We start from the raw sequence: 25,692 nt of genomic DNA on the forward strand, positions 1-25,692 counted from the left end.
CGCTTGCTATAAAGCGGCCCTTACGTGTCGGCAAGCCCAGACGTACGCAGAATTAGCTGTAGTGAATTCAGATACGAAATACGAACTCAACAGGAATCAAGGGGACTTAGAGTGAACAAGTCGGAACTGATCGATGCCATCGCCGCATCTGCTGATATCCCGAAAGCTGTTGCCGGCCGAGCGCTGGATGCCGTGATCGACTCCATCACTGGTGCCCTGAAGGACGGTGATTCGGTCGTGCTGGTCGGCTTCGGCACCTTCGCCGTCAAGGAGCGCGCTGCCCGTACCGGCCGCAACCCGCAGACCGGCAAGCCGATCGAGATCGAAGCGGCCAAGATCCCTGGCTTCAAGGCCGGCAAAGCCCTCAAGGATGCCGTCAACTAAGCGTCTTTCTGGCTTGTGTTCCCGGATCGCAGGGCGATCCGGTTGCGGAGCGAGTGGGAGAGGCCGAACTGGCATTCCCGCCTGCCAAGGAGAGGGAACGAGATTCCCGCTCCATCCGCCAGTTCTCAAGAAGGCGCATCCTCGGATGCGCCTTTGTTTTATTTCACTGCCATAAACCCACGCTGGTACTTGCCTGGGTAGGGTGCCGGCCACGCTGGGGGGCTGCATGCTTCAATCTATCAGGGACAATTCGCAGGGGTGGATCGCCAAGACCATCATCGGCGTGATCATCGTACTCATGGCGTTGACCGGTTTCGACGCCATCATGAATGCCACCAGCAATAAGGAAGATGCGGCCGAGGTCAACGGCGAGAGTGTCAGCAATGCCGAACTCAACCGCGCCGTCGACATGCAGCGGCGGCAACTGGCCCAGCAGCTGGGTGGTCAGTTCGATGCCTCCCTGCTGGATGACAAGCGTCTGCGCGAGGGCGCGCTCAAGGCTCTGATCGACCGCAAGCTGCTTCTGCAGGGGGCGGACGATGCCGGTTTCGGTTTCTCCCAGCAGGCGCTCGACCAGTTGATCCTGCTCACCCCCGAGTTCCAGCAGGACGGCAAGTTCAGTCCTGACCGTTTCGATCAGGTGATCCGCCAGATGGGTTACAACCGTCTGCAGTTCCGCGAGCTGCTGCAGCAGGAGATGCTGATCGGCCAACTGCGCGCCGGTCTGTCCGGCAGCGGTTTCGTCACCGATGCGGAGGTGCGTGCCTTTGCCGCCCTGGAGCGCCAGACCCGTGACTTCGCGATGCTGTCGATCAAGGCTCGTCCGGAGCAGATCGAGGTCAGCGACGAGCAGCTCAAGGCCTACTACGACCAGCATGCCGGCGAATTCATGACGCCCGAGCAGGTGGTGGTCGAATACGTCGAGCTGAAGAAGGAGGCCTTCTTCGACCAGGTCAAGGTGTCCGACGAGGACATCCAGGCCGAGTACGAGAAGCAGATCGCCAACCTCGGCGAGCAGCGCAAGGCTTCGCACATACTGCTGGAGACCGGCGACAAGCTGAGCGACGAGCAGGCCAAGGCCAAGCTCGAAGAGCTGGCCGGGCGCATTGCCAAGGGTGAAGACTTCGCCGCGCTGGCCAAGGAATTCTCCAACGACCCGGGCTCTGCGGCCAGCGGTGGCGATCTCGGCTTCGCCGGCAAGGGTGTCTACGATCCGGCGTTCGAGGAGGCCCTGTTTGCCCTCAAGGCCGGTGAAGTATCGGCCCCGGTCAAGAGCCAGTTCGGCTGGCACCTGATCCGCCTGGACGACGTGCAGGCTGCCGAGATCCCGGCGCTTGACAGCATGCGTCCGCAGCTGGAGCGCGATCTCAAGGCCCAGCAGGTCGAGCAGCGTTTCGTCGAAGTGAGCAAGGAGCTCGAGGACGCTGCCTTCGAAGCGGCAGACCTGAGCCAGCCGGCCCAGGAGCTGGGGCTGGAGGTCAAGCAGACCGCGGCCTTCGGACGTGAAGGCGGCGAGGGCGTGGCGGCCAATCGCCAGTTCATCCAGGCGGCCTTCAGCCCGGAAGTGCTGACCGAGGGAGCCAACAGCAACGCACTGGAGCTGGATCCGGACACCGTGGTGGTGCTGCGCGTCAAGGAGCACCGCAAGCCGCAGCAGCAGTCCCTGGAGCAGCTGGCGGACAACTTGCGCGAGCGGATCCGCCAGGAGAAGGCCGGCGAGGCCGCCAAGGCGCGTGGCGAGGCACTGCTGGCCGAGCTGCGTCAGGGCAAGACTCCGGTGATGCAGGCCGAGTCGGGTGAGTCCTGGCAGGTGATCGAGGCGGCCACGCGCAGTCAGGACGACGTCGATCCGCAGGTGCTGCAGGTGCTGTTCCGCATGCCCAAGCCGAGCGCCGCCGACAAGCCGACCTTTGCCGGTCTGTCGCTGCCTGGCGGCGACTATCAGGTCCTGCGCCTGAACGGCGTGAGCGCGTCTGAGGCCGAACTGTCGACCGAGGAGCTGGCCATGTACCGCCGCTTCCTCGCCTCGCGCAGTGGTCAGCAGGATTTCCAGTCCTTCATGCGCCAGTTGCAGGCCGGGGCTAAGATCGAGCGCTTCTGATTCGCGCGGTCGAGCCGGTATGACGCAACGCCTCCGCAAGGGGGCGTTGTGCATTTCGGTTCGGGGAAAGTGAGCAGCGGGGAGGAGGGGGCCGACCCGCGCCCAGGCGGGTCGGCGAGGAGCGCTTATTCTTCCAGCGCACCCATGGCGGTGGTGTTGAAGCCACCGTCGACGTACATGATTTCGCCGCTGATACCCGAGGCCAGGTCCGAGCACAGGAAGGCCGCGGCGTTGCCGACTTCCTCGATGGTCACGTTACGGCGCAGCGGGGTCTGGCGCTCGTTGGCGGCCAGCATCTTGCGGAAGCTGGCGATGCCGCTGGCGGCCAGGGTGCGGATCGGGCCAGCGGAGATGCAGTTGACGCGGGTGCCTTCCGGACCGAGGCTGCCGGCGAGGTAGCGCACTCCGGCCTCCAGCGAGGCCTTGGCCATGCCCATCACGTTGTAGTTGGGCATGGTGCGCTCGGCGCCCAGGTAGGACAGGGTCAGCAGGCTGCCGTTGCGGCCCTTCATCATCTCGCGGCCGGCCTTGGCCAGGGCGACGAAGCTGTAGGCGCTGATGTCGTGGGCGATCTTGAAGCCCTCGCGGGTGGTGACTTCGGTGAAGTCGCCGTTGAGCTGGTCGCCCGGGGCGAAGCCGACCGAGTGGACGATGCAGTCCAGGCCGTCCCACTTCTTGCCCAGCTCCTCGAACACGCGGACGATGTCGTCATCGTTGGCGACGTCGCAGGGGAAGCACATCTCGGCGCTGGAACCCCAGCCGGCAGCGAACTCCTCGACGCGGCCCTTGAGCTTGTCGTTCTGGTAGGTGAAGGCCAGTTCAGCGCCTTCGCGGTGCATCGCGGCGGCGATGCCGGAGGCGATGGACAGCTTGCTGGCGACGCCGACGATCAGCACGCGCTTGCCGGTCATGAAACCCATTGTGTACTTCCTCTTGCTGGTTAATCGGCAGTGCCCGGCGCCATGAAGGCGGCTTCGAGCAGCTGCTGTGTGTAGGGGTGCTGCGGCGCGTGGAAAATCGCGCCGGCCTCACCCTGTTCGACCACCTTGCCGTGCCGTACCACCATCAGGTGGTGACTGAGAGCCCGGACCACCGCCAGGTCATGGCTGATGAACAGGTAGGTCAGATTGTACTTGTGCTGCAGGCTGCGCAGCAGCTCCACCACCTGACGCTGCACCGTGCGGTCGAGCGCCGAGGTCGGCTCGTCGAGCAGGATCAGCTGCGGCCGCAGGACCAGGGCGCGGGCGATGGCGATGCGCTGGCGCTGGCCGCCGGAAAACTCGTGAGGGTAGCGGTGCCGGGTCTCGGGATCCAGCCCCACTTCGCCCAAAACGTCGATGATCGCCTGTTCGCGCTCTGTCGGCGTGCCGACACCGTGGATTTCCAGGCCCTCGCCGATGATCTGACTCACCGACATGCGGGGGCTCAGGCTACCGAACGGATCCTGGAACACCACCTGCATCTGCCGGCGCAGTGGGCGCACCTCATGCTGGCTGAGGCCGTCGATGGCCTGGCCGGCGAAGCGGATTGCGCCTTGGCTGCCGATCAGGCGCAGGATCGCCAGCCCCAGCGTCGACTTGCCGGAGCCGCTCTCGCCGACGATACCGAGGGTCTGGCCCTGCGGCAGGCTGAAGTTGACCCCGTCGACCGCCTTGACGTGGTCGACGGTGCGGCGCAGCAGGCCCTTCCTGATCGGGAACCACACGCGCAGGTCGTCGACTGCGAGCAGCGGCTTGCCGGGCGGGTTGTTCGCCGGCCCGCCACTGGGATCGGCACTCAGCAGTTCGCGGGTATAGGGATGCTGCGGCGCGGCGAACAGCTGCGCGCATTCGGCCTGTTCGACGATGCGGCCGCGCTGCATGACACACACGCGGTGGGCGATGCGTCGGACCAGGTTGAGGTCGTGGGTGATCAGCAGCAGGGCCATGCCCAGGCGCGCCTGCAGCTCCTTGAGCAGCTCGAGGATCTTCAGCTGCACGGTGACGTCGAGTGCGGTGGTCGGTTCGTCGGCGATCAGCAGTTGTGGTTCGTTGGCCAGCGCCATGGCGATCATCACCCGCTGGCGCTGGCCGCCGGACAGCTCGTGCGGGTAGGCCTTCAGGCGCTTGGCCGGATCGGGGATGCCGACCAGCTCGAGCAGCTCCAGCACCCGTGCGCGGGCTGCCTCGCCGGTCAGGCCCTTGTGCAGGGCGAGCACCTCGCTGATCTGCTTTTCCACCGTGTGCAGCGGATTGAGCGAGGTCATCGGCTCCTGGAACACCATGGCGATGCGGTTGCCGCGGATGGCGCGCAAACGGCGCTCGGGCAGCTGCAGCAGGTCCTCGCCGGCATAGCGGATGCTGCCGCTGGGATGGCTGCTGCTGCGCGGCAGCAGACGCAGGATGGAGTGGGCGGTCACCGACTTGCCGGAGCCGCTCTCGCCGACCAGGGCGAGGGTTTCCCCGGGCTGGATGTCGAAGCTGACGCCGTGCACCACGGTCTGCGGCGCGGCGCCGTGGTTGAAGGCGACCTGCAGGTCGTGGATCTCGATCAGGGGTTGGCTCATCGCCTCACTTCCTCGGGTCGAAGGCATCGCGCGCGGCCTCGCCGATGAACACCAGCAGGGTCAGCATCAGCGCCAGCACGGCGAAGGCGCTGATACCCAGCCAGGGCGCCTGCAGGTTGGACTTGCCCTGGGCGACCAGCTCGCCCAGCGACGGCGAGCCGGGCGGCAGGCCGAAACCGAGGAAGTCCAGCGCGGTGAGGGTGCCGATGGCGCCGGTGAGGATGAACGGCATGAAGGTCATGGTCGAGACCATGGCGTTGGGCAGGATGTGGCGGTACATGATGGCGCCGTTGCCCATGCCGAGGGCGCGGGCGGCGCGCACGTACTCGAGGTTGCGCCCGCGCAGGAACTCGGCGCGCACCACGTCGACCAGGCTCATCCAGGAAAACAGCAGCATGATGCCCAGCAGCCACCAGAAGTTCGGCTCGACGAAGCTGGCGAGGATGATCAGCAGGTAGAGCACCGGCAGGCCCGACCAGATCTCCAGGAAACGCTGGCCAACCAGGTCGACCCAGCCGCCGTAGAAGCCCTGCAGGGCACCGGCGGCGACGCCGATGAGCGAGCTGGCCAGGGTCAGGGTCAGGGCGAACAGCACCGAGATGCGGAAGCCGTAGATCACCCTGGCCAGCACGTCGCGGCCCTGGTCGTCGGTACCCAGCCAGTTTTCGGCCGAGGGTGGCGCCGGTGCCGGTACCTTGAGCTCGAAGTTGATGCTGTCGTAGCTGAAGGGAATGATGGGCCAGAGCATCCAGCCATCCTTGGTCGCGATCAGTTCGCGCATGTACGGGCTCTTGTAGTCGGCCTCCAGCGGGAATTCGCCGCCGAAGGCGGTTTCCGGATAGCGCTTGAGCACCGGTACGTACCATTCGCCGTCGTATTTGATCAGCAGCGGTTTGTCGTTGGCGATCAGCTCGGCGCCGAGGCTCAGGGCGAACAGGCCGAGGAACAGCCACAGGCTGTACCAGCCGCGCTTGTGCGCCTTGAACAGGGCGAAGCGGCGTCGGTTGATGGGCGAGAGGGCCATCGCTCAACCCTCCCGGCTTTCGAAGTCGATCCGTGGATCGACCAGGGTATAGGTCAGGTCGCCGATCAGTTTCACGATCAGTCCCAGCAGGGTGAAGATGAACAGGGTGCCGAACACCACCGGATAGTCACGGTTGATCGCCGACTCGAAGCTGAGCAGGCCGAGGCCGTCGAGGGAGAAGATCACCTCGATCAGCAGGGAGCCGGTGAAGAAGATGCCGATGAACGCCGAGGGGAAGCCGGCGATGATGATCAGCATGGCGTTGCGGAACACGTGGCCGTAGAGCACGCGGTTCTCCGACAGGCCCTTGGCGCGTGCGGTGATCACGTACTGCTTGCCGATCTCGTCGAGGAAGCTGTTCTTGGTCAGCAGGGTCAGGGTGGCGAAGTTGCCGATCACCAGCGCGGTCACCGGCAGCGCCAGGTGCCAGAAGTAGTCGGTGAGCTTGCCCCACAGGCTCAGCTCGTCGAAGTTGTTCGAGGTCAGGCCGCGCAGCGGGAACCAGTCGAAGTAGCTGCCGCCGGCGAACAGCACGATCAGCAGGATGGCGAACAGGAAGGCGGGGATGGCGTAGCCGACGATGATCGCCGTGCTGGTCCACACGTCGAAGTGGCTGCCGTGGCGCATGGCCTTGGCGATGCCCAGCGGGATGGATACCAGATACATGATCAGCGTGCTCCACAGCCCCAGCGAGATCGACACCGGCATCTTCTCGGCGATCAGTTCGATCACGGTGGCGTCGCGGAAGAAGCTCTGGCCGAAGTCGAAGTGCAGGTAGTTCTGGATCATGATCCAGAAGCGCTCGCTGGCCGGCTTGTCGAAGCCATACATGCGCTCGATTTCCTTGATCAGTTCGGGATCCAGGCCCTGGGCGCCGCGGTAGGCGTTGCCGGCCGCCGCCACTTCGGCGCCGCCGCCGGCGATGCGGCCTGTGGCGCCACCGGCGGCGGCATCGAAGCCTTCCAGCTTGGCGATCATCTGCTCCACCGGACCGCCGGGGGCGGCCTGGATGATGATGAAGTTGATCAGCAGGATGCCGAACAGGGTCGGCACGATCAGCAGCAGGCGCCGCAGGATATAGGCCAGCATCCGGCGTTACTCCTTCTGTCCGGCGTCAGCCGCGGACGCTGCGGCGGCGGGCTTGGCCCACCAGGTGTACAGGCCGATGTCGTACAGTGGCGCCACCTGCGGATGCTCGAAGTGGTTCCAGCGCGCCACCCGCCAGGTCTTGATGTGCCAGTTGGGGATCACGTAATGGCCCCACAGCAGCACGCGATCCAGGGCGCGGGTATGGGTGATCAGGCTATGCCGGCTGTCGGCATTGATCAGCCCTTCCACCAGTGCATCGATCACCGGGTCCTTGAGGCCGATCAGGTTGCGGCTGCCGGGGTTGTCGGCGCTGCTGGAGTGCCAGTACTCGCGCTGTTCGTTGCCCGGAGAACTGGACTGGCTGAAGCCGCCGACGATCAGGTCGAAGTCGCGCGAGCGCAGGCGGTTGATGTACTGCGAGACGTCGGCGCGGCGGATCTGCAGCTCGATGCCGAGGCTGGCCAGATTGCGCTTGAACGGCAGCAGCACGCGCTCGAACTCGACCTGGGCGAGCAGGAACTCGATGGTCACCGGCTTGCCGCTGGCATCGAGCATGCGGTCCTTGTCCAGGCGCCAGCCGGCCTGCTGCAGCAGCTCGAAGGCGCGCCGGCGCTGGTCGCGGATCACTCCGCTGCCGTCGCTCTGCGGCGGCTGATACTCGCTGGTGAACAGCTGCGGCGGCAGGCGCTCGCGCCAGGGCTCGAGCAGCTTGAGTTCGGCCTTTGATGGCAGGCCGCTGGAGGCCAGCTCGGAGTTTTCGAAGTAGCTGCGCGTGCGGGTGTAGGCGCCGTAGAACAGCTGACGGTTGGTCCACTCGAAGTCGAACAGCAGCCCGAGCGCCTCGCGTACGCGCGCGTCCTGGAACAGCGGACGGCGCAGGTTGAAGATGAAGCCCTGCATGCCGGCCGGATTGTGGTTGGCGATCTCCTCCTTGAGCAGGCGGCCTTCCTTGATCGCCGGCGAGTCATAGGCGGTGGCCCAGTTCTTCGCGCTGCTTTCCACCCAGAAATCGAACTGACCGGCCTTGAGCGCCTCGAGCGCAACTGTGTTGTCGCGGTAGTAGTCGACCACCATGTTGTCGAAATTGTACTGGCCGCGATTGACCGGCAGGTCCTTGGCCCACCAGTCCCTGACCCGCTCGTAGCGGATGCTGCGGCCGGCCTGCACTTCGGCGACCCGGTACGGACCGCTGCCCAGCGGCGGCTCCAGACTGGTACGGGCGAACTCCCGGCCTTGCCAGGCATGTTTCGGCAGTACCGGCAGCTGGCCGACGATCAGCGGCAGCTCGCGATTGCCGTTGTGGCGGAACACGAAGCGCACGCGATGCTCGCCTTCGGCCACGGCCTTTTCCACATCGGCATAGTAGGCCTTGTACTGCGGCGCGCCGTCCTTCATCAGGGTATCGAAGCTGAACACCACGTCTTCGGCGGTCACCGGATGGCCGTCGTGGAAGCGCGCAGCGCGGCGCAGGGTGAAGCGCACCCAGCGGTTGTCCGGCGCCTTCTCGATCTTCTCGGCCAGCAGCCCGTATTCGGTGAACGGCTCGTCCAGGCTGCGCCGGGTCAGGGTGTCGTAGACCAGGCCGATCTCGTCGGCGGCCACGCCCTTGTTGATGAACGGGTTGAGACTGTCGAAACCGCCGAAGCCGGCCTGGCGCAGGGTGCCGCCCTTGGGCGCGTCGGGGTTGACGTAGTCGAAGTGCTGGAAGCCCGCCGGATACTTGGGCGGCTCGTCGTACAGAGTCACCGCATGGCGCGGGGCGGCCACGGCCTGGCCGGCGAGGCTGATCAGCAGGGCGCCGGCGGTCAGACGGGCGCTGCGCAGGAGAGCAGTCATCGTGGAGCCTCCGAGGTCTTGAGCCACCAGGCACGCAGGCCCAGGGTATAGGGCGGTGTGGTGGCGTGCGCGAAGCGGTTGCGCCAGGCCAGGCGATGGCGGTCGATGTACCAGTTGGGGATGCTGTAGTGCTGCGCCAGCAGCACCCGGTCGATGGCGCGCGCGGCCGCCACCTGCTGGTTGCGGGTCTGCGCGGCGAGCAGCTTGTCGAGCAGCGCATCGATCACCGGGCTTTTCACCCCTGCATAGTTCTTGCCGCCGCGGACATCGGCCTGGCTGGAGTGGAAGTACTGCCACTGCTCGAGACCGGGGCTGAGGGTCTGCGGCAGGGTCATCAGGATCATGTCGTAGTCGTAGCCGTCGATGCGCTGCTTGTACTGGGCGCGATCGACGGTGCGCAGGCTGGCCTGCACGCCGATGCGCGCCAGGTTGTCGCGGTAGGGCTGCAGGATGCGCTCGAGGCTGGGGTTGACCAGCAGGATCTCGAAGCGCAGCGGCTGGCCGCGACCATTGACCAGGCCCTCGGCGGTGAGTCTCCAGCCCGCGGCGGCGAGCAGGTCGAGCGCGCGGCGCAGGGTCCGCCGCGGCAGGCCGTGGCCATCGGTGACCGGCATCTGCGGCGGCCGGGTGAACAGCTCAGCCGGCAGGTCCTTGCGGTGCGCCGACAGCAGCAGCCACTCCTCACCCTCCGGCAGGCCGGTGGCGGCGAACTCGCTGTTGGGGTAGTAGCTGGCGGAGCGGGTGTAGGCATTGTTGAACAGGGTGCGGTTGCTCCACTCGAAGTCGAACAGCAGCCCCATGGCCTCGCGTACCCGCACGTCGCTGAAATGGCCGCGGCGGCTGTTCATGAACAGCGCCTGAGTCTGCGTCGGGATACGGTGAGGGAGCTCAGCCTTGACGATCTCGCCGCGCGCCACGGCCGGTATGTCGTAGCCGTTGGCCCAGTTCTTCGCCTGGTTCTCGAGATAGAAGTCGAACTCGCCGGCCTTGAACGCCTCGAAGGCCACATGGTTGTCGCGGTAGAACTCCACCTCGACGCGGTCGAAGTTGTACTTGCCGCGATTGACCGCCAGATCCTTGCCCCACCAGTCCTTGACCCGCTCGAACACCAGGCGTCGTCCAGGGGCCACTTCCTTGATCCGATAGGGGCCGCTGCCCAGCGGCGGCTCGTAGGTGGTGGCCTTGAAGTCGCGCCCGCGCCAGTAGTGCTCCGGCAGCACCGGCAGTTCGCCCAGCCGCAGGATCAGCAGCGGGTTGCCGCTGCGCCTGAGCACGAAGCGGATGCGCTGCGGCGAGAGAATGTCGACGCGCTCGACCTCCTGCAGGGAGGTGCGGTACTGCGGATGGCCGTCGCGGATCAGCACGCGGTAGGAAAAGGCCACGTCGCTGGCGGTGATCGGGTGGCCGTCGTGGAAGCGCGCCTCGGGGCGCAGGTTGAACACCACCCAGCTGCGATCCTTGCTGTATTCCACCGACGCGGCGATCAGGCCGTAGCTGGAGGTGGGTTCGTCGCCCGACGGATCGTAGGCGCCGGTGCCGACCATCAGCGGCGCATTCAGCTCGGTGATGCCGTACTGCAGGAAGTTGGCGGTACCGCTGGGGCTGGTGCCCTTGAGCGTATAGGGGTTGAGGGTGTCGAAGGTGCCCGAGGCCATCAGGCGAACGCTGCCGCCCTTGGGGGCATCCGGGTTGACCCAGTCGAAATGACTGAAGTTGGCCGGATACTTGAGGGAACCGAACTGGGCATAGCCATGCCGTTCCATGACGGCGGCAGCGGCCGGCAGGCAGGCAGCCAGACCGAGCAGCAAGGCGAGGAGACGACTCATCGGGCGAGGGTCCGGTCCGTGGCGATCTTTTAGATTGAGAAACCTACAGTAACAGCTTGTATCCGCAGGAAAAAGGGCAGGCTGGGAGGTGCGTCGCAGCTCAGCGACGCCCGAGGTACAGCGTGAGGGTCTGGCCCGCCTTGAGCGTCTTGCCGAGGCTGGGATTCCACTGCTTCAGGTGGTGGGTACCGACCGAAAAGCGGCGGGCAATGACCGATAGCGAGTCACCGCGGCGCACCTTGTAATAGGTGACCGCTTCGCGCCCCTTGCTGCCGGTGGAGGGCGCTTGCGCGCCACCCCGGATGGTCAGGACCTGGCCGGCATGCAGGGCCTTGCCCTTGATGTTGTTCCAGCGCTGCAGATCGGCCATGGTCACGTCATGGCGCTTGGCGATATCCCACAGGGTATCGCCACGGCGCACGCGGTAGCTGCGCGCGGCCGCCTCGGCGCGGGGCGCCGGGGCGGCCGCGAGGGGCGGCGCGCTGCGTTCGTACAGGGGGCCGGCGGGCAGGCTGCCCGAGGTCTGCGGGATCAGCAGGGTCTGGCCGACGCGCACGCTGTTGCTCGGCAGCTTGTTGATATCGCGCAGGGTGTTGACCGTGACGTGGTGACGGTTGGCGATGCCATGCAGGCTGTCGCCGCTGCGCACCTGGTAGCGCTGCCACTGCACCAGGCTGGCCGGGTCGAGGCGGGACAGGCTCTCGTTCAGCTCGTCGGCCTTGTCGACCGGCACCAGCAGGTGGCGGGGGCCGTCGAGGGTGATGCCGCGCTTGAAGGCAGGATTGAGCTGGTACAGTTCGTCCTTGTCGACGTCGGCCATGTCGGCTACCCGCGCGAGGTCGAGCTGGTGGCGGATGACGACCTTCTCGAAGTAGGGCTCGTTGGCGATCGGCGCCAGGGTCACGCCGTAGGCGGTCGGGCTCTGCACGATCTGCGATACCGCCAGCAGCTTGGGTACATAGTCCTGGGTTTCCCGCGGCAGCGGCAGGTTCCAGTAGTCGGTCGGCAGGCCCTGGCGCTGGTTGCGCTCGATGGCGCGGCTGACCGTGCCTTCGCCGGCGTTGTAGGCCGCCAGGGCGAGCAGCCAGTCGCCGTTGAACATGTCGTGCAGGCGCTGCAGATACTTGATCGCCGCACCGGTGGAGGCGGTGATGTCGCGACGACCGTCGTACCAGTTGGTCTGGCGCAGGTTGTACAGACGGCCGGTGGAGGGGATGAATTGCCAGAGTCCGGCGGCCTGGGCGGGCGAATAGGCCAGCGGGTTGTAGGAGCTCTCGATCATCGGCAGCAGGGCCAGCTCCAGCGGCATGCCATGCTCTTCCAGCTGCTCGACGATGTAGTGGATGTAGGGGCTGCTGCGTTCGGCGATCTGCTGGATCGATGCCGGGCGGCTGGCGAAGCTGAAGCGCTGGCGCTCGATGCGCGGATTGGTGCCGATCTGGTCCTGCAGCTTGTAGCCGGCACGGATGCGCTCCCAGATATCTTCGTGGCGCTCTTCCTTGGGCGCCTGCAGCTCCTGGTTCCACTCGATCTGCTTGCCGACGCTGACGGCGCGGTCGGTGTCGCGCTCGGTATCGCCGCCACCGCGGGTCTGACAACCCGCGACAACCAGCAGCAAACTCACCAGAACGAGCCGGCAGGCGCGCGTCAAAACGTCTGGAGCGGGGCTCGGTGGCGTCGGCTGGGGCATCGGCTGGTGACTTTCTCGGATAAAAAGTCGGGGGATTCTAGGAATCGAGGTCCCGACTGGTCAAGTTTTCGCCAGCCGACATTTGTTACCGAAATGTGTCCTTCCAGCTACGCAATGCCGCGAACACTGCGCTGGGCGTGGCCAGCGGGACACCCGCATGTCCGGCGCACTGGTCGCGGACGGTCGACTCGCTCACCCGCAGGAACGGGTTGGTCGCCAGCTCCAGGGCCAGGTTGGAAGGCAGGGTCGGCAGATTGCGTTCGCGCAGGGCGCTGGCCTCGGCCTGGCGCTGCCGCAGCGCAGGGTTGTCCGGTTCGACCGTCAGGGCGAAGCGCAGGTTGCTCAGGGTGTATTCGTGAGTGCAATAGATACGGGTCTGCTCGGGCAGTCTGGCCAGGCGCTGCAGAGAGGCGTGCATCTGCTCGGCGGTGCCCTCGAACAGGCGACCGCAACCGGCGGCGAACAGGGTATCGCCGCAGAACAATACCGGCGTGCTGCCATCCGGTTCGCCGAACAGGGCGATGTGGCCCGCGGTGTGCCCGGGAACGTGCAGCACCTGCCAGTCGCAGCCGAGGAGGGTGATCGACTGGCCGTCCTCGAGGGCGACTTCGCGGGCGGGAATGCTCTCGAGGGCCGGGCCGAGCACCCGGGCGCCGGTCCGCTGCTTGAGCTCGTCGATCCCGCCGGTATGGTCCGGGTGATGGTGGGTCACCAGGATGTCGCTGAGCTGCCAGCCGGGATGGGCATCCAGCCAGGCCAGCACCGGGGCGCTGTCGCCGGGGTCGACCACCGCGCAGCGGCGGGCAGAGAGGTCCTGCAACAGCCAGATATAGTTGTCGGTGAAAGCGCGCAGGGCATCGATCTGTATCATGGGCGGATGAGCCGTTATGCTGAAGTGATCGGCCATATTAGGGCGCCAGTCGCGTGTGGCGCCAGATGAGGGGAGGAGTCATGAGCGAGCAGTCGTTCGGGGCCGCCACCGGGGCCTGGCTGACCTTGCAGCGAGATGCCCGGGCCTGGTTCGCCGGCCCCTTGGGTCGCCAGTTGCTGGATTGCCAGCAGGAGCTCCTCGCCGAGCAGCTCGACAAACTGTTCGGCAGCTTCCTCCTCCACTACGGCATTGCCGCTCCCGCATTGCCGCCCCTGCAGCAGATCAGCCACAGTGTCTGCCTGGGGCCGCCGCTGCCGGGGGTGGAGATCGCCTGCGAGGAGGGGGCCTGGCCGGTCCTCGAGCATGCCGCCGATGTGGTCCTGCTGCAGCATGCCCTGGACTTCGCCCACTCGCCGCATCAGCTGCTGCGCGAAGCCGCGCGCTGCGTGCGGCCGGGCGGACACTTGCTGGTGGTCGGCATCCATCCCTGGAGCCTGTGGGGGCTGCGCCGCTACCTGGCGGGCGACGTGCTGGCGCAGGCGCGTTGCATTTCGCCGTCGCGCCTTGGCGACTGGCTGCACCTGCTGGGCTTCGCGCTGGAGAAACGACGGTTCGGATGCTATTGTCCGCCGCTTTCCTCGCCGCGCTGGCAGGAACGCTTGCGGGGCGTCGAACCTTGGGCCGAGAGCCTGCAGTTGCCTGGCGGCGGCATTTACCTGCTCGCAGCGCGCAAGCTGGTTGCCGGACTGCGGCCGCTGCCGCAGCCCAGGCGAGCGGCGGTGACCCAGCTGCGACCGGTTCCCGTGGCCAAGGTCGGCCGTCATCCAGGCAGCAAGAAAGAAACATGACTGATAGTGTCGAGATCTATACCGATGGCGCCTGCAAGGGCAATCCCGGTCCCGGTGGCTGGGGCGCCCTGCTGATCTACAAGGGCGTCGAGCGCGAGCTGTGGGGCGGCGAGCCCGACACCACCAACAATCGCATGGAGCTGACCGCGGCGATCCGTGCGCTGGAGATCCTCAATCGCCACTGCCGGGTGCAGCTGACCACCGACTCCGAGTATGTGATGAAGGGCATCAAGGAGTGGCTGCCGAACTGGAAGAAGCGCGGCTGGAAGACCGCGGCGCGCCAGCCGGTGAAGAATGCCGATCTCTGGCAGGCGCTGGATGCCCAGGTCAGTCGTCACGAGGTGCATTGGCACTGGGTGCGTGGGCACAATGGCCACCCCGGCAACGAGCGTGCCGATCAGTTGGCCAACCGCGGTGTGGCCGAGGTCAACGGCGCGCGCCGGGCCGTGTAAGCCAGCCCTCTATTTTCTTGGATCCATTTGCAGGCCATTTCCCATGCGTTTTGTCATGTTGTTCTGCCCACTTGTCAGCAGTGTAAACGGGCATCGAGTGAGTGAGTGACAGGCCTCAAGGCTTGATGTAGTGGGGCTTTGCAGTCTAGGTGGGGGCTGAGTCTTGATTCCTCATGATGCCAAGGTGTAAACGGTGAGCTGTTTTGGGCCTCCACCGTTTACATCTTGAAATCAGGACGTGTTTGATGGGGCGAGACGCTGACCGCCGCTGTCTCAAGTCTCGACCAGATACAGCGAATCCCCAGAGAGGAGACCGAGGCGCTGCACTATGTCGGCAGACAGGTGCGAGGCAGGTATGTTATCCCTGTCTGCGGTCGACTGATGGGCATGATTGCCTCTCGCTCACTGGTGGGCATGAGGTGTGCTCGGGGGCATGATGGCATTTCTTCAAGTTGCTGAATTTTGAACTGGATGGCAGCTTTCGGCCAATAGCGGCCCTTGGCTGCGGGCGCGCGGTACGCGACTCGGTAGCGATACAGTCGAATCGCACCTACCATGACGCACTAGAATCAGTAGATTGGTTTCCGCTAGACAAGGAGGGTCGAAGTGCATCTTGTGCGTGTTCGCGTCCGGAACTTCAGAGGCATCGCCTACGGTGAGGTCCACCTCGATGGACACACTGCTTTTATCGGTGACAACAACGCCGGCAAGTCCACATTGCTGGAAGCGGTGGACTTGGTACTTGGCCCGGAGCGCCTGAGTCGTCGCCCTGTAATCGATGAGCACGATTTCTATGCCGGTACGTACGTAGACCCGGCCAAGAACGAGGTCGTCCCGATCCAGGTCGAGGTTATTGTCGCGGGACTCTCTGATGAGCAACTGCGGCATTTCCGGGACCATATCGAGTGGTGGGATACACAGACCAAGGCATTGCTTGTAGGGGCCCCCCCGGAGGGAACAGACGCGCCCCATGTCGGAGCGGCAATACGCGTCTTCTTCAACGGTTGGTATGACGTAGACGAGGACGACTTCGCTGGGGATACCTATTACGCCACTCCCGAAATGCCGGATGGCTCCTACCCCCGGTTCTCTGCGCCCGACAAACGAAAATGCGGTTTTCTTTATCTGCGCACGCTGCGGACCGGAGCTCGCGCACTCAGCCTGGAACGAGGCTCTTTGTTGGACGTGATCCTTCGGCTGAAGGAAACACGACTGACTATGTGGGAGGATTTGCTCGACCAGCTGAGGGCACTGCCAGTTGGAGAGACCGAGGACATCGGCGAATTGCTTGTCGCAGTCCAAGATGCAGTACGGCACTACGTACCATCCGACTGGGCAGAGCAACCCCACATGCGGGTTTCGGACCTCACTCGCGACATGCTCCGTCGAACCCTGACCGTCTTCATGGGTACTGGAGCGAAAAGGCCGGACGGCTCAGTCTATTCCGCCCCATATCAGCACCAAGGCACTGGCACGATTAACACGCTGGTATTGGCTTTGCTTTCGATCATCGCCGAACTCAAGCAAAGCGTGATCTTCGCGATGGAAGAGCCAGAGATCGCGCTTCCGCCGCACACCCAGAAACGAATCATCAATTCGCTGCGCCAGAAGTCGGCACAGGCCATCTTCACCTCCCACTCACCGTACGTGCTGGAGGAGTTCGAGCCTGCCCAGGTAGTGGTTCTCAAGCGCACGGCCGGTGTTATGACCGGGGTTCCCGCTACATATCCGCCAGCAGTCAAGCCCAAGGCCTATCGCACAGAATTCAAAGCACGGTTCTGCGAAGCCCTGCTGGCCCGCTACGTACTTGTACTTGAGGGCCGTACGGAGTTCGACGCATTGCCTGCCGCTGCCCGCCGGCTCGCCGAGCTGGATCCCACGCGATTCAAATCGCTCGAAAACCTAGGAGTGGCTATCGTCGACGCCCGCGGCGAGACCAATGTCGCGCCACTGGGTGCATTCTTCCGCTCACTCGGCAAGGTCGTGTTCGCCGTATTTGACAAGCAAACGCCGGAGGCGCTCGCAACCATCACTGCCTCGGTCGATCATGCCTATGAGTCTGCGACTAAGGGCTTTGAAAACCTTGTCTTGTATGGTGCCTCTGAGGTGGCGCTCCGCAGCTATGCTGCTGTTGTGGTTGTTGGCGGTGATTGGCCGCAGCATCTCGCGGCATACACACCAACACCCGCAACGCCTCTGGCCAATCTGCAGGTAGCTCTGTCGCACTATTTTGGCTGGGCCAAAGGCGGTGGCGACGCCGGCGACTTGCTCGCCTCCTGTCCAACCGCCAATGACATGCCCGAATACGTGAGAACCACGCTGGCAGCCATCAAGAACGTCATTGAGCCACCTCAGCTGCCTCCATTACCTCCCCAGCTAGCCGGCGTGCCTCCTCTCCCAGAGGCTGCAACCAAGCCACCGCCATTGGCAGCAGCCTATGGGAAGTTCCAACCGTCCCCGCCCCAGCCTCTGGCATGACGGAAGTGTGGAGCGATCAGAAGCGCGGCTTCCTGGCGTGCGCCGGGCACACCTTGGCGCTAGGTGGTCCTGGTGCAGGCAAAACACACGTCGCGCTGGTCAAAGCTCGTGATGAGATTCGCTCAGGGGTACTCAAGCCAGGCCAGAAGATCCTCTTCTTGAGCTTCGCCAGGCCTACCGTAGCGCGCATCATCGAAAAGGCTTCTGAGCTGATTTCTCGCGAGGACCTGAAGCAACTTGAGGTCAGCACGTACCACGGTTTCGCTTGGAGCATTCTCCGAAGCCACGCCTATCTGTTGAATGGCAGGCCGAGCTTGCAGCTTCTGCCACCACCCGAGGCAGCAGCGCATTTGGCAGATATCGATAAGGCCCAGCACGAAAATGAGAAGCGACGCCTATTCGAGCACGAGGGCCGCCTGCATTTCGACTTGTTCGCAAGCTTGGTCAGCGAACTGCTGAGCCGCAGTGACCGGCTAAGCGCCATCTTCTCCGACGCCTATCCCATTATCATCCTCGACGAGTTTCAGGACACAAACAGTGATGAATGGGCTCTGATCCAGCAGCTTGGAAAGCGTAGTCGCCTCATTGCTCTGGCCGACCCTGAACAGCGGATCTATGAGTTTCGAGGCGCTGATCCTAGGCGGGTTGGCGAGTTTCTGGAGATCTTCGGCGCCGTCCACTTCGATTTCGCTGGTGAAAACCACCGCAGCAGCGGTACCGATATCACGACCTATGGGAATGACCTGCTCACTGGCGCAAACAAGGGCAAGGTCTATCAGCAGGTAAAAATCACGCGTTACGGCTTCATGTATGGAAAGAGCCTGCACTTCAATGCCAAGGCCGCAGTGCTCTCGGCGTTGGATCGTCTCAAGGCAATACCGGACAAATCGATCGCGATCTTGGTGCCATCCAAGCGGCTGATGCTCGAGCTTTCTGATTACCTTTCTTCTGCAGCTGATGGTCTGCCAGAGCTACATCACGACGTTGCAATGGATGCTGAACCGCCGGCTCTCGCCGCTGGCGTTATCGCCACGTTACTGGAGGGGGGGCGGCTGGCGATGTGGCGAGCCGCATGCTTGGTGCACTTCACTCGCACATTCGTGGACGCCGCGGAGGCAAGCCTACCCCCCAGTCCGAGCTGGACCTGGCAGGTGCTCTTAGCGGATTCCTCTCCTCGGGAAAGATCCGCGGTGCCAAACGCCAGCTGATTGTCAGCGAAGTTCAGCGTATCGCAGAGTTGCGGCAGCAACTGCAATTAACGGGCGACCCTGCGGAGGACTGGTTGCAGCTGCGCGGCCTGTTGCAATCATCCGCTGCGGTAGCCTTGAAGCAAGTAGCAACAGATGCTCGCTACCTTCGACTTCTTCATCGTGGCTCGGTACTGCGGGCTAACTTGGGTGCGCTGTGGCGTGCCCAGGGAGAGTACAAGGGGGCTGAAGAAGCAGTCCGCAGTGCCTTGATGCAGGAGCATTTCGCTGCAGCTCAAAAGGACTGGCGCGGCATCCACCTAATGACGATACATAAGTCCAAAGGGAAGGAGTTCGACGAGGTCATCATCTACGACGGCCTATACCAGCGCATTGCCAAAGCCCCGCAGGATCCAAAAATCTGCGCTCAGGATCTTTTAGTGCTGCGGGTGGGAGTGACTCGGGCGATACGTCGAACCACCATTCTGACTCCGAAGCGCGATACCTGCCCTTTCCTGTGAATCAAGACGTCCCCTGCTTACACCTCTCCCTATTGATCCGGCCGCAGCTGAAAGCGGTCGTAGGCGCGCCTATCTGAAGAGGTAAAGAGCTTCTCAGTCTCAAAATTGCTAGCACAGAATGGTTCACGTTAAGTCCGCTTTTGGCCGATCTCTGCCGTTCCCCACCAGCAACCTCGGGTCGGATAGCGATGGTCTAGAGTCGACCGTCGCAGATAGGGGGCACACCTCAGTAACCGTCCGGGCATCCCGTCTGGTTTGACCCCGCCAAGCTAAGAGATGGTGTCCACCTATTTATCGTGGACACCATCTCAAGGCTTTCAAGCGGGAAATCATGCAGCGACGTTCTTATTCCAAGGCCTTCAAGGCGCAAGTCGTGCAGGAGTGCAGCCTGCCTGGCAACTCGGTTGCCAGCGTGGCTCTGAGCCACGGCATCAACACCAACGTGGTTCATCGATGGCGAAGACTGGCGGCGGCCTGCCCATCGTCGACCGAAACACTGCCCGCATTTCTCCCGGTGATGCTGGAGCCGCCCGCTCAATCGGTGGTTTCCAATCAGGCAGAGATCCGCATTGAGATTCCCCATCGCCGCACGACCGTGACCATGCACTGGCCGGCGGCAGATGCCGAAGGCTGTGCCCGGTTCATGCGTGAGCTTTTGCAATGATCCGCATTGATCGCATCTGGCTGGCCACCGAACCTCTGGACATGCGCGCCGGAACGGAAACGGCTCTGGCCAGGGTGGTGGCGGTCTTCGGTGCGGCGCAGCCGCACTGCGCATATCTGTTCGCCAACAAGCGGGCCAACCGCATGAAGGTGCTGGTGCATGACGGCTTCGGCGTCTGGCTGGCCTCGCGCCGGCTGAATCAGGGCCGTTTTGTCTGGCCGGGCAACTGGCAGGGCACACAGATGGAGTTGAATCCCGAGCAACTTCAGGCGCTGGTGGTCGGACTGCCGTGGCAGCGGGTCGGTGCCGGAGCCGAAATCCGCCTTCTGTAGTGAGTCCTGCGGTGGTGCTTGCTGCGCAATTGACCGAACGACCTATCGTCGGTCGCCGTCGAGGCCGGCACAATCACGGCCATGGCTTCTTCTGCTTTCGACCACCTCACTCCCGAGCAACTGCGCGTACTGGCGGCGCAGTTGACGGAGCGTGTCGCCAGCCTCGACCAGCAAGTCCAGTATCACCGGACGCGCAACGAGCAGCTGGCTCACGAGATTGCCATCCTCAAACGCCACAAGTTTGCCCGGCGCAGCGAGCAGCTCAGCCCTGACCAGATCAGCCTGCTGGACGATCTGCTCGACACCGACATCGCGGCCATCGAGGCCGAACTCAAGGCGCTGAATCCCGCGCCGGCACCCGCCGAACCCCGCCAGCAACCCAAGCGCACCGCCTTGCCGGCGCAGTTTCCGCGCACCCTGATCCATCACGAGCCGGATACCACGCAGTGTGCCTGCGGCTGTCAGCTCAAGCGCATCGGCGAGGATGTCAGCGAAAAGCTCGACTACACCCCGGGCGTCTTCACGGTGGAGCGGCATATCCGCGGCAAATGGGTCTGCGCGCAGTGCGAAACGCTGATCCAGGCACCGGTACCGCCCCAGGTGATCGACAAGGGCATCCCGACCGCCGGCCTGCTGGCCCAGGTCATGGTGGCCAAGTACGCCGACCATCTGCCGCTGTACCGCCAGGAAAAGATCTTCGGCCGCGCTGGCCTGGCCATCCCGCGCTCGACCCTGGCGCAGTGGGTCGGCGGCTGTGGCGTACAGCTGCAACCGCTGGTCGATGCGCTGCGGGACATCGTGCTGGAACAGCGCATCGTCCATGCCGACGAAACCCCGGTGCAGATGCTGGCTCCGGGGATGATAAAGACCCAGCGCGCCTATGTCTGGGCCTACGTTCCCAGCCCGTTCGCTGATCTGCGTGCGGCGGTCTACGACTTCAGCCCCAGCCGTGCCGGCGAGCATGCCCGCGCCTTCCTGGGCGACTGGAAAGGCCAACTGGTCTGCGACGACTTCGCCGGCTACAAGGCCTGCTTCGAGCAGGGCGTGACCGAAATCGGCTGCATGGCCCATGCCCGCCGCAAGTTCTACGACCTGCATGTCGCCAACAAGAGCCAACTGGCCGAACAGGCCCTGCGCCACATCGGTCAGCTATACGACATCGAGCGCGAGGTACGCGATCTGCTGCCCGATGAGCGACAGCGAATACGCCAGGAAAAAGCCAAGCCCATCGCCGCCGCCCTGCACACCTGGATGCTCGCCCAGCGCCAGTTGGTGCACGAAGGCACGGCCATCGCCAAGGCGCTCGACTACAGCCTCAAGCGCTGGACGGCCCTGGTGCGCTATCTCGATGACGGCATGGTGGCCATCGACAACAACTGGTGCGAAAACCAGATCCGCCCGTGGGCCATCGGCCGCTCGAACTGGCTGTTCGCCGGCTCGCTACGCAGCGGCAAGCGTGCGGCTGCGCTGATGACGCTGATCCAGTCGGCGCGACTGAACGGGCATGATCCGTATGCCTACCTGAAGGACGTGCTGACTCGGCTACCGACGCAGAAGGCCAGTGAACTCAGCGAGCTGCTGCCGCACAACTGGATCCCCACCAGCAAGGTGTGATGCCCGCTCGCTTACGAATTATCGCCCTCAGCCGCCAGTTTCATGAGGCGCGCCTTGCGAGCCGTGACCAGCGCGATTTCGGACATGGCGAAGAGGCCGTTCAGTACGACCAGACCGATCAGAATCAGGATTTCCATTGCTGGCCCCGAGCGTTGGCAGAGAGGGGAAGACGTGCACACCTGGAGGCCAACGGGTGTTTGCCGAGAGCAGTGGTGTGGGAGGTACAGCAGGGAGGGAAAACGGTGAGCGCGACTGACGGCGAATGGGTTCGCCAACTATGACTGTCCATAAATGAGCCGGGAATGCCCGGATGCTCCTCGCATGACAAAGGGCCATCATCCTACAAATAGGGCGAAATAGCGTCAAACCACTTCATTTGGGCAGCTGGTTGCCAGTTGTTTCTGTTCGACTGAGGGGCTGTGTCCTGCTCTCGCCTCATGGACGCCAGAGCGAAGCCTAACTGACTCCGACACCCGCACGCCCAGGACGGTCATCCTGCTTCGCTCGACTCATAACCACTGCAACCCACCCAGGGTTAGTCCTGTCAGAACCAAATAGCGGCCAGCCTTGGCCACGGTAACGATGGCGAGAAAGCTCCAGAAAGGCTCTTTCATCACGCCCGCCATCACAGTCAGTGGATCACCAATGACTGGAACCCAGCTCAGCAGCAGAGACCAGCGCCCGTATCGGTGATAACCAGCTTGGGCCTTGGCCAGCTTTTGCGGACTCACCGGAAACCAGCGTCGATGACGCCAATGCTCGATGTAGGTGCCCAGCCACCAGTTGACGGCTGAGCCGAGCACATTCCCGAGGGTCGCGATGACCAGCAACGCTGCAACGGAATACTCGGCCTGAAGCAGCAGGCCAACCAGTACGGCTTCGGATTGCAGAGGCAGCAAAGTCGCTGCGCCGAAAGCCGAGAGGAACAGCCCGGCAAATGCCATCAACTCCATTTAACAGTCGGCCAGATCACAGTAGCTCGATGCCGAAGCGACGCACCGCAAGCGCGAACAGGCCGAAGCAGACGACCGTGATGACCACGCAGGCCAGCAGTGTCAGCCAGAAACCCAGGCGCGGCAGCAGCGCCGGGAAGGCCAGGAACATCGGCAAGGTCGGCAGCACGTACCAGAAGGTGTACCAGGCGTGGTTGGCGATCTTCTCCGGCGATTGCTTTTCCAGATAGAGCCAGATCAGCGTCAGTACCGTGATCATCGGCAGGGCAGCGATCAGTCCGCCAAGCCTGTCGCTGCGCTTGGCGATTTCCGATACCAGCACCACAACGGCGGCGGTCAGTGCGTATTTGGTGATGATCCAGGTCATGGATTCCCCCAGGGGGCAGGCCTCAATGGCGGTAGCGCAATTGCGCTGGAGCTTTCCCGCTCTCCTTCGGACAGGCCAGCCCTGGCGGGCTGGCCGTCGCCAGATAGACGACCAGAGACCCTTGGCACTTTCAGGTATCTCGTTATCTGCTATCCGGTCGTTTCCAGTTAGTCGTGCGAATGCCCATGGCTGTGGCCATGACCGTAGTCGAGACCGTTGCTTTGGTTCTGGCTGCTCGATTGGACTTCCTTGGCGTCCTTGACCTCTGTTACTTCCTTGGTTTCGACGGCTACGTTGGACGCTTTGCCTTCAACGGCTTTTTCGCTTTCAGCAGCGTAGGCCGAAAGAGGGCCCAGCAGGCAGGTCATCAGCAGGGCGCGGCCCAGGGTAGTGGTGGTTTTCATTGGATAGTCCTCAATCGTTGAATTCATGGTGGGGGTGAAGCAAATGCCCTCCCACCGCGTGGTGGGAGGGGCGGAGCTCTTACATCATTCGTTTGAAGCTCAGGTACTCGCCTGTGGTCTTCAGGGTGATGGTCACGTCCTGATTGCTGCGGTTGCGCCAGAACCAGCCGTGAGTACCGTCAAAGATGGCACTGAACTCCCCCTTGTCGCCTTTCACCTGCTTGCCTTTGCTGTAGCTGTGGAAATAGCCGTTGGGGCCGTTATAGGGCTCGCCGTGGGTGTCGTGATTGACCGGCACGCCGTTGGTCGACCACTCATAGCTGACCGTTGCCTTGTTCAGCATTTCCAGCTTGACCTCGCTGGCCTCGCCCGGTTTCAGGGTCAGCGTCAGCTCGTCGGACTTCAGCGTTGGTTTGGCTTCTGCAACCGGCTCGGCAACAGGTTCTGCCACTGAGACAGCCGCGACCTGCTGTTGAGGGGCTTGCTGCACCGGGGCTTGGGCAGGGGTGGTCGCGACCGGTTGAGCCGCTTCCTCTGCCGCAGCTTCCTGCGCCAGGGTTGCCTTCAGCTCACCCATTTGCGTCAGCCCGAGGACACGACCGACGCCCGTGGGGTCGAGAGCGTATTCCGACGGCATGACCACGGTGACCAGCAGGACGCCGGCAGTGATCAGGGCGATGACGGTGGAGCGCAGCAACTGGGTGGTGCTGGGCAGATCGTTGGTATCAGGGCGTTGGTTATTGAACATGAAGAAAATTCCTTACTGGGACACGATCAGGCCGGTGAGCTGGTAACCCATCAACAGGAAACCGGCGCTCATCATGGCGACGTTGGCGGTGTAGGCGTGGCGCCAGAAGCCGGCGGTGCGCCGCCAGTAGCCCATGGCGATCAGAATGGCGCTAAGGGCCAGCAGCTGGCCGATCTCGACGCCGACATTGAAGGCGATCAGGTTGGGGATCAGGCCATCGGCGGCGATCTGGTAGTCGAGGATCTTGGTGGCCAGGCCGAAGCCGTGGATCAGGCCGAACACCAGGGTGGCCGTGCGGGTATCCGGCTGGTAGCCGAACCAGCGCTGGAAGGCGCCCAGGTTGTCGAGCGCCTTGTACACCACCGAGAAGCCGATGATGGCGTCGATGACGTAGGCACTGACACTGATCTCCATCAGCACGCCGAGCAGCAGGGTGACCGAGTGGCCGACCGCGAACAGGGTGACGTACAGGCCCACGTCCTTGAGCCGGTAGAGGAAGAAGATCACCCCGAAGAGGAACAGCAGGTGATCGTAGCCGGTGATCATGTGCTTGGCGCCCAAGTAGATGAACGGCAGCAGCATCACCCCGGAGCTTTCCTGGATGAAGCCCTTGTCGCCCTCGGCCACGCCATGGGCCAAGGCTTCGGGGGCGGCCAGGAACAACAGGGCGCTGAGCACGGGCAGCAGCAACGAGCGACGCAGGCGCGCGACGAGCGCACCTACCCCGCGCAGGGATTGCGAATGCATGGATAAGTCCTAAGTTGCAGTGGTCTTGGGCCGCCGTGGGGGCGGCCGATGTCAGAGCACGAAGCTCGGACGTGGTGGGCGCTCGATCAGAAAGACCGGGCTAGCGGGCAGGAAATGGTGAAGTGCGACTAGCGGTTGGCTGCGCTCAGCCAATGTGTGCACCTTGATCAGCGAGGTTGGGTATGGCGTTTCGTGCAGATGGTCGGCATTCAGCGGGGAGTGCTCATGCTGCAACTGGCACAGGGCGCAAGCACCGACTTGCTCATCGCCCGCATATTCATGCTGGTGGTGATGGTCGGTAGGCTCGAACGCAGGATGAGACGAGTCCGTCAGCCAGGCAGCCGCATGCCCACCCCATGCCACGACCATGGCCAGGAGCAGCGCAACCACCAGCTTGATCTTGAGGGCTTGGCTGAACATATCAATCTCGGAACGCCTGGAGGCAGCATGTGGGCCATTAAGCGGCTTTGAACCATCCTCCCCCAGGGGATAGGATGCAAGCCTAGATCATACGGACAGTGGGCTCAAGTCATGCATGAAGGCCATCACCACCATGAGAGTCACGGCGACATCATCAAACGGCTCAAACGCGCCGAGGGCCACCTGCGCAGCGTCATCGCCATGATCGAGGATGGCCGTGCCTGCGTGGATATTGCCCAGCAGCTGCATGCGGTGGAAAAAGCCGTTTGCCAAGCCAAGCGCACCCTGATTCAGGATCACATCGACCATTGCCTGGCACACACGTTGAATGACGTCCCGGACGTTGGACATGTTTCGCTGGACGAGTTCAAACAGATCACCCGGTATTTGTAGACCGGGTCATCCTGAGCCTCGGCAAGCAAGCCGAAAATAGGACAAGGGCGGGGGAAGCCTACTGCCATGGTACGAGTCACGTATGGCGCGCTTTCATCTCCCCCCAATCGATTGTGGTTGGCTATAGCCATGTTTTGGGGAGCGCTACAACTCCTGCTGGTGGTCGGGACAGGGATAGCCCGCAGGATTTGGAGAAAA

The 25,692-nt window shown here is 63.6% G+C and carries 26 protein-coding genes; 11 read left to right on the forward strand and 15 right to left on the reverse strand.

What is annotated here, in order from left to right:
* The first annotated feature begins 111 nt into the window (after window positions 1–111).
* Both BLT78_RS02520 and BLT78_RS02525 read left to right on the forward strand, forming a co-directional pair.
* A complete protein-coding gene (locus BLT78_RS02520) occupies window positions 112–384 on the forward strand; it encodes an HU family DNA-binding protein (protein ID WP_090347470.1) in 273 nt (90 codons plus the stop codon).
* A 226-nt stretch (window positions 385–610) separates the two neighbouring features.
* Window positions 611–2,485 carry a SurA N-terminal domain-containing protein gene (locus BLT78_RS02525; RefSeq protein ID WP_090347471.1) on the forward strand — a complete coding sequence of 625 codons (1,875 nt, stop codon included), beginning with the start codon at window positions 611–613 and terminating at the stop codon, window positions 2,483–2,485.
* Window positions 2,486–2,610: 125 nt separating this feature from the next.
* On the opposite strand, the gene fabI is transcribed toward BLT78_RS02525, so the two are convergent.
* The 8 genes from fabI to gloB form a co-directional block, all read right to left on the reverse strand.
* A complete protein-coding gene (fabI, locus tag BLT78_RS02530) occupies window positions 2,611–3,405 on the reverse strand; it encodes an enoyl-ACP reductase FabI (RefSeq protein ID WP_090347472.1) in 795 nt (264 codons plus the stop codon).
* A gap of 20 nt (window positions 3,406–3,425) precedes the next feature.
* Window positions 3,426–5,030, reverse strand: a complete 1,605-nt coding sequence (locus BLT78_RS02535) for an ABC transporter ATP-binding protein (RefSeq protein ID WP_090347473.1) — start codon at window positions 5,028–5,030, stop codon at window positions 3,426–3,428.
* A gap of 4 nt (window positions 5,031–5,034) precedes the next feature.
* Window positions 5,035–6,054, reverse strand: coding sequence for an ABC transporter permease (locus BLT78_RS02540; RefSeq protein ID WP_090347474.1), 1,020 nt, complete (start codon window positions 6,052–6,054; stop codon window positions 5,035–5,037).
* Between the two features lie 3 nt (window positions 6,055–6,057).
* Window positions 6,058–7,143 carry a microcin C ABC transporter permease YejB gene (locus BLT78_RS02545; RefSeq protein WP_090347475.1) on the reverse strand — a complete coding sequence of 362 codons (1,086 nt, stop codon included), beginning with the start codon at window positions 7,141–7,143 and terminating at the stop codon, window positions 6,058–6,060.
* 6 nt (window positions 7,144–7,149) lie between these two features.
* Window positions 7,150–8,979 (reverse strand): extracellular solute-binding protein, encoded by a 1,830-nt coding sequence (locus BLT78_RS02550; RefSeq protein WP_090347476.1) that lies wholly within the window; start codon window positions 8,977–8,979, stop codon window positions 7,150–7,152.
* A complete protein-coding gene (locus tag BLT78_RS02555) occupies window positions 8,976–10,805 on the reverse strand; it encodes an extracellular solute-binding protein (RefSeq protein WP_090347477.1) in 1,830 nt (609 codons plus the stop codon). The genes BLT78_RS02550 and BLT78_RS02555 overlap by 4 nt, the downstream gene beginning before the upstream one ends.
* Window positions 10,806–10,905: 100 nt before the next feature.
* Window positions 10,906–12,495, reverse strand: a complete 1,590-nt coding sequence (locus tag BLT78_RS02560; RefSeq protein ID WP_090347478.1) for a LysM peptidoglycan-binding domain-containing protein — start codon at window positions 12,493–12,495, stop codon at window positions 10,906–10,908.
* Window positions 12,496–12,580: 85 nt separating this feature from the next.
* Window positions 12,581–13,366, reverse strand: coding sequence for a hydroxyacylglutathione hydrolase (gene gloB / locus BLT78_RS02565; RefSeq protein ID WP_090347479.1), 786 nt, complete (start codon window positions 13,364–13,366; stop codon window positions 12,581–12,583).
* Window positions 13,367–13,446: 80 nt separating this feature from the next.
* On the opposite strand from gloB, the gene BLT78_RS02570 reads away from it, so the two are divergent.
* The 8 genes from BLT78_RS02570 (at window position 13,447) to tnpC (ending at window position 21,462) form a co-directional block, all read left to right on the forward strand.
* A complete protein-coding gene (locus tag BLT78_RS02570) occupies window positions 13,447–14,214 on the forward strand; it encodes a methyltransferase domain-containing protein (protein WP_090347480.1) in 768 nt (255 codons plus the stop codon).
* On the forward strand, window positions 14,211–14,666 hold the full coding sequence (gene rnhA, locus BLT78_RS02575; protein WP_090347481.1) for a ribonuclease HI: 456 nt from the start codon (window positions 14,211–14,213) through the stop codon (window positions 14,664–14,666). The genes BLT78_RS02570 and rnhA overlap by 4 nt, the downstream gene beginning before the upstream one ends.
* A gap of 606 nt (window positions 14,667–15,272) precedes the next feature.
* A complete protein-coding gene (locus tag BLT78_RS02580) occupies window positions 15,273–17,144 on the forward strand; it encodes an ATP-dependent nuclease (protein WP_090347482.1) in 1,872 nt (623 codons plus the stop codon).
* Complete coding sequence (locus BLT78_RS02585; protein ID WP_231975680.1) at window positions 17,141–18,352, forward strand: UvrD-helicase domain-containing protein; 1,212 nt, start codon at window positions 17,141–17,143, stop codon at window positions 18,350–18,352. The genes BLT78_RS02580 and BLT78_RS02585 overlap by 4 nt, the downstream gene beginning before the upstream one ends.
* 29 nt (window positions 18,353–18,381) lie before the next feature.
* Window positions 18,382–18,852 carry a 3'-5' exonuclease gene (locus BLT78_RS21620; protein ID WP_231975681.1) on the forward strand — a complete coding sequence of 157 codons (471 nt, stop codon included), beginning with the start codon at window positions 18,382–18,384 and terminating at the stop codon, window positions 18,850–18,852.
* A 331-nt stretch (window positions 18,853–19,183) separates the two neighbouring features.
* Complete coding sequence (tnpA, locus tag BLT78_RS02590) at window positions 19,184–19,516, forward strand: IS66-like element accessory protein TnpA (protein ID WP_090347483.1); 333 nt, start codon at window positions 19,184–19,186, stop codon at window positions 19,514–19,516.
* Window positions 19,513–19,848, forward strand: coding sequence for an IS66 family insertion sequence element accessory protein TnpB (gene tnpB, locus BLT78_RS02595; protein ID WP_157719462.1), 336 nt, complete (start codon window positions 19,513–19,515; stop codon window positions 19,846–19,848). The genes tnpA and tnpB overlap by 4 nt, the downstream gene beginning before the upstream one ends.
* Window positions 19,849–19,929: 81 nt before the next feature.
* A complete protein-coding gene (tnpC, locus tag BLT78_RS02600; protein WP_090347484.1) occupies window positions 19,930–21,462 on the forward strand; it encodes an IS66 family transposase in 1,533 nt (510 codons plus the stop codon).
* Window positions 21,463–21,473: 11 nt separating this feature from the next.
* Here the strand turns inward: tnpC and BLT78_RS21240 are convergent, their stop codons facing one another.
* From BLT78_RS21240 to BLT78_RS02630, 7 genes are all read right to left on the reverse strand, one after another.
* Complete coding sequence (locus BLT78_RS21240; RefSeq protein ID WP_197673134.1) at window positions 21,474–21,599, reverse strand: CNNM domain-containing protein; 126 nt, start codon at window positions 21,597–21,599, stop codon at window positions 21,474–21,476.
* Between the two features lie 372 nt (window positions 21,600–21,971).
* Window positions 21,972–22,415, reverse strand: coding sequence for a YqaA family protein (locus tag BLT78_RS02605; RefSeq protein WP_090347485.1), 444 nt, complete (start codon window positions 22,413–22,415; stop codon window positions 21,972–21,974).
* Between the two features lie 16 nt (window positions 22,416–22,431).
* Window positions 22,432–22,782, reverse strand: coding sequence for a DUF3147 family protein (locus BLT78_RS02610; protein WP_090347486.1), 351 nt, complete (start codon window positions 22,780–22,782; stop codon window positions 22,432–22,434).
* A 167-nt stretch (window positions 22,783–22,949) separates the two neighbouring features.
* On the reverse strand, window positions 22,950–23,186 hold the full coding sequence (locus BLT78_RS02615; protein ID WP_090347487.1) for a hypothetical protein: 237 nt from the start codon (window positions 23,184–23,186) through the stop codon (window positions 22,950–22,952).
* Window positions 23,187–23,265: 79 nt separating this feature from the next.
* Entirely contained in the window at window positions 23,266–23,934 is a 669-nt protein-coding gene (locus BLT78_RS02620) for a transmembrane anchor protein (RefSeq protein WP_090347488.1), read from the reverse strand.
* A 12-nt stretch (window positions 23,935–23,946) separates the two neighbouring features.
* On the reverse strand, window positions 23,947–24,681 hold the full coding sequence (locus tag BLT78_RS02625; protein ID WP_090347489.1) for a HupE/UreJ family protein: 735 nt from the start codon (window positions 24,679–24,681) through the stop codon (window positions 23,947–23,949).
* 51 nt (window positions 24,682–24,732) lie between these two features.
* Window positions 24,733–25,101: a hypothetical protein gene (locus BLT78_RS02630; protein ID WP_090347490.1), complete on the reverse strand. Its 369-nt coding sequence runs from the start codon at window positions 25,099–25,101 to the stop codon at window positions 24,733–24,735.
* 111 nt (window positions 25,102–25,212) lie between these two features.
* Between BLT78_RS02630 and BLT78_RS02635 the strand changes: the two genes are divergently transcribed.
* Window positions 25,213–25,494 (forward strand): metal-sensing transcriptional repressor, encoded by a 282-nt coding sequence (locus BLT78_RS02635; protein ID WP_090347491.1) that lies wholly within the window; start codon window positions 25,213–25,215, stop codon window positions 25,492–25,494.
* Window positions 25,495–25,692: the final 198 nt, after the last annotated feature.

The organism is Pseudomonas oryzae, assembly GCF_900104805.1.
GTDB classification, from domain to species: Bacteria; Pseudomonadota; Gammaproteobacteria; order Pseudomonadales; family Pseudomonadaceae; genus Geopseudomonas; species Geopseudomonas oryzae.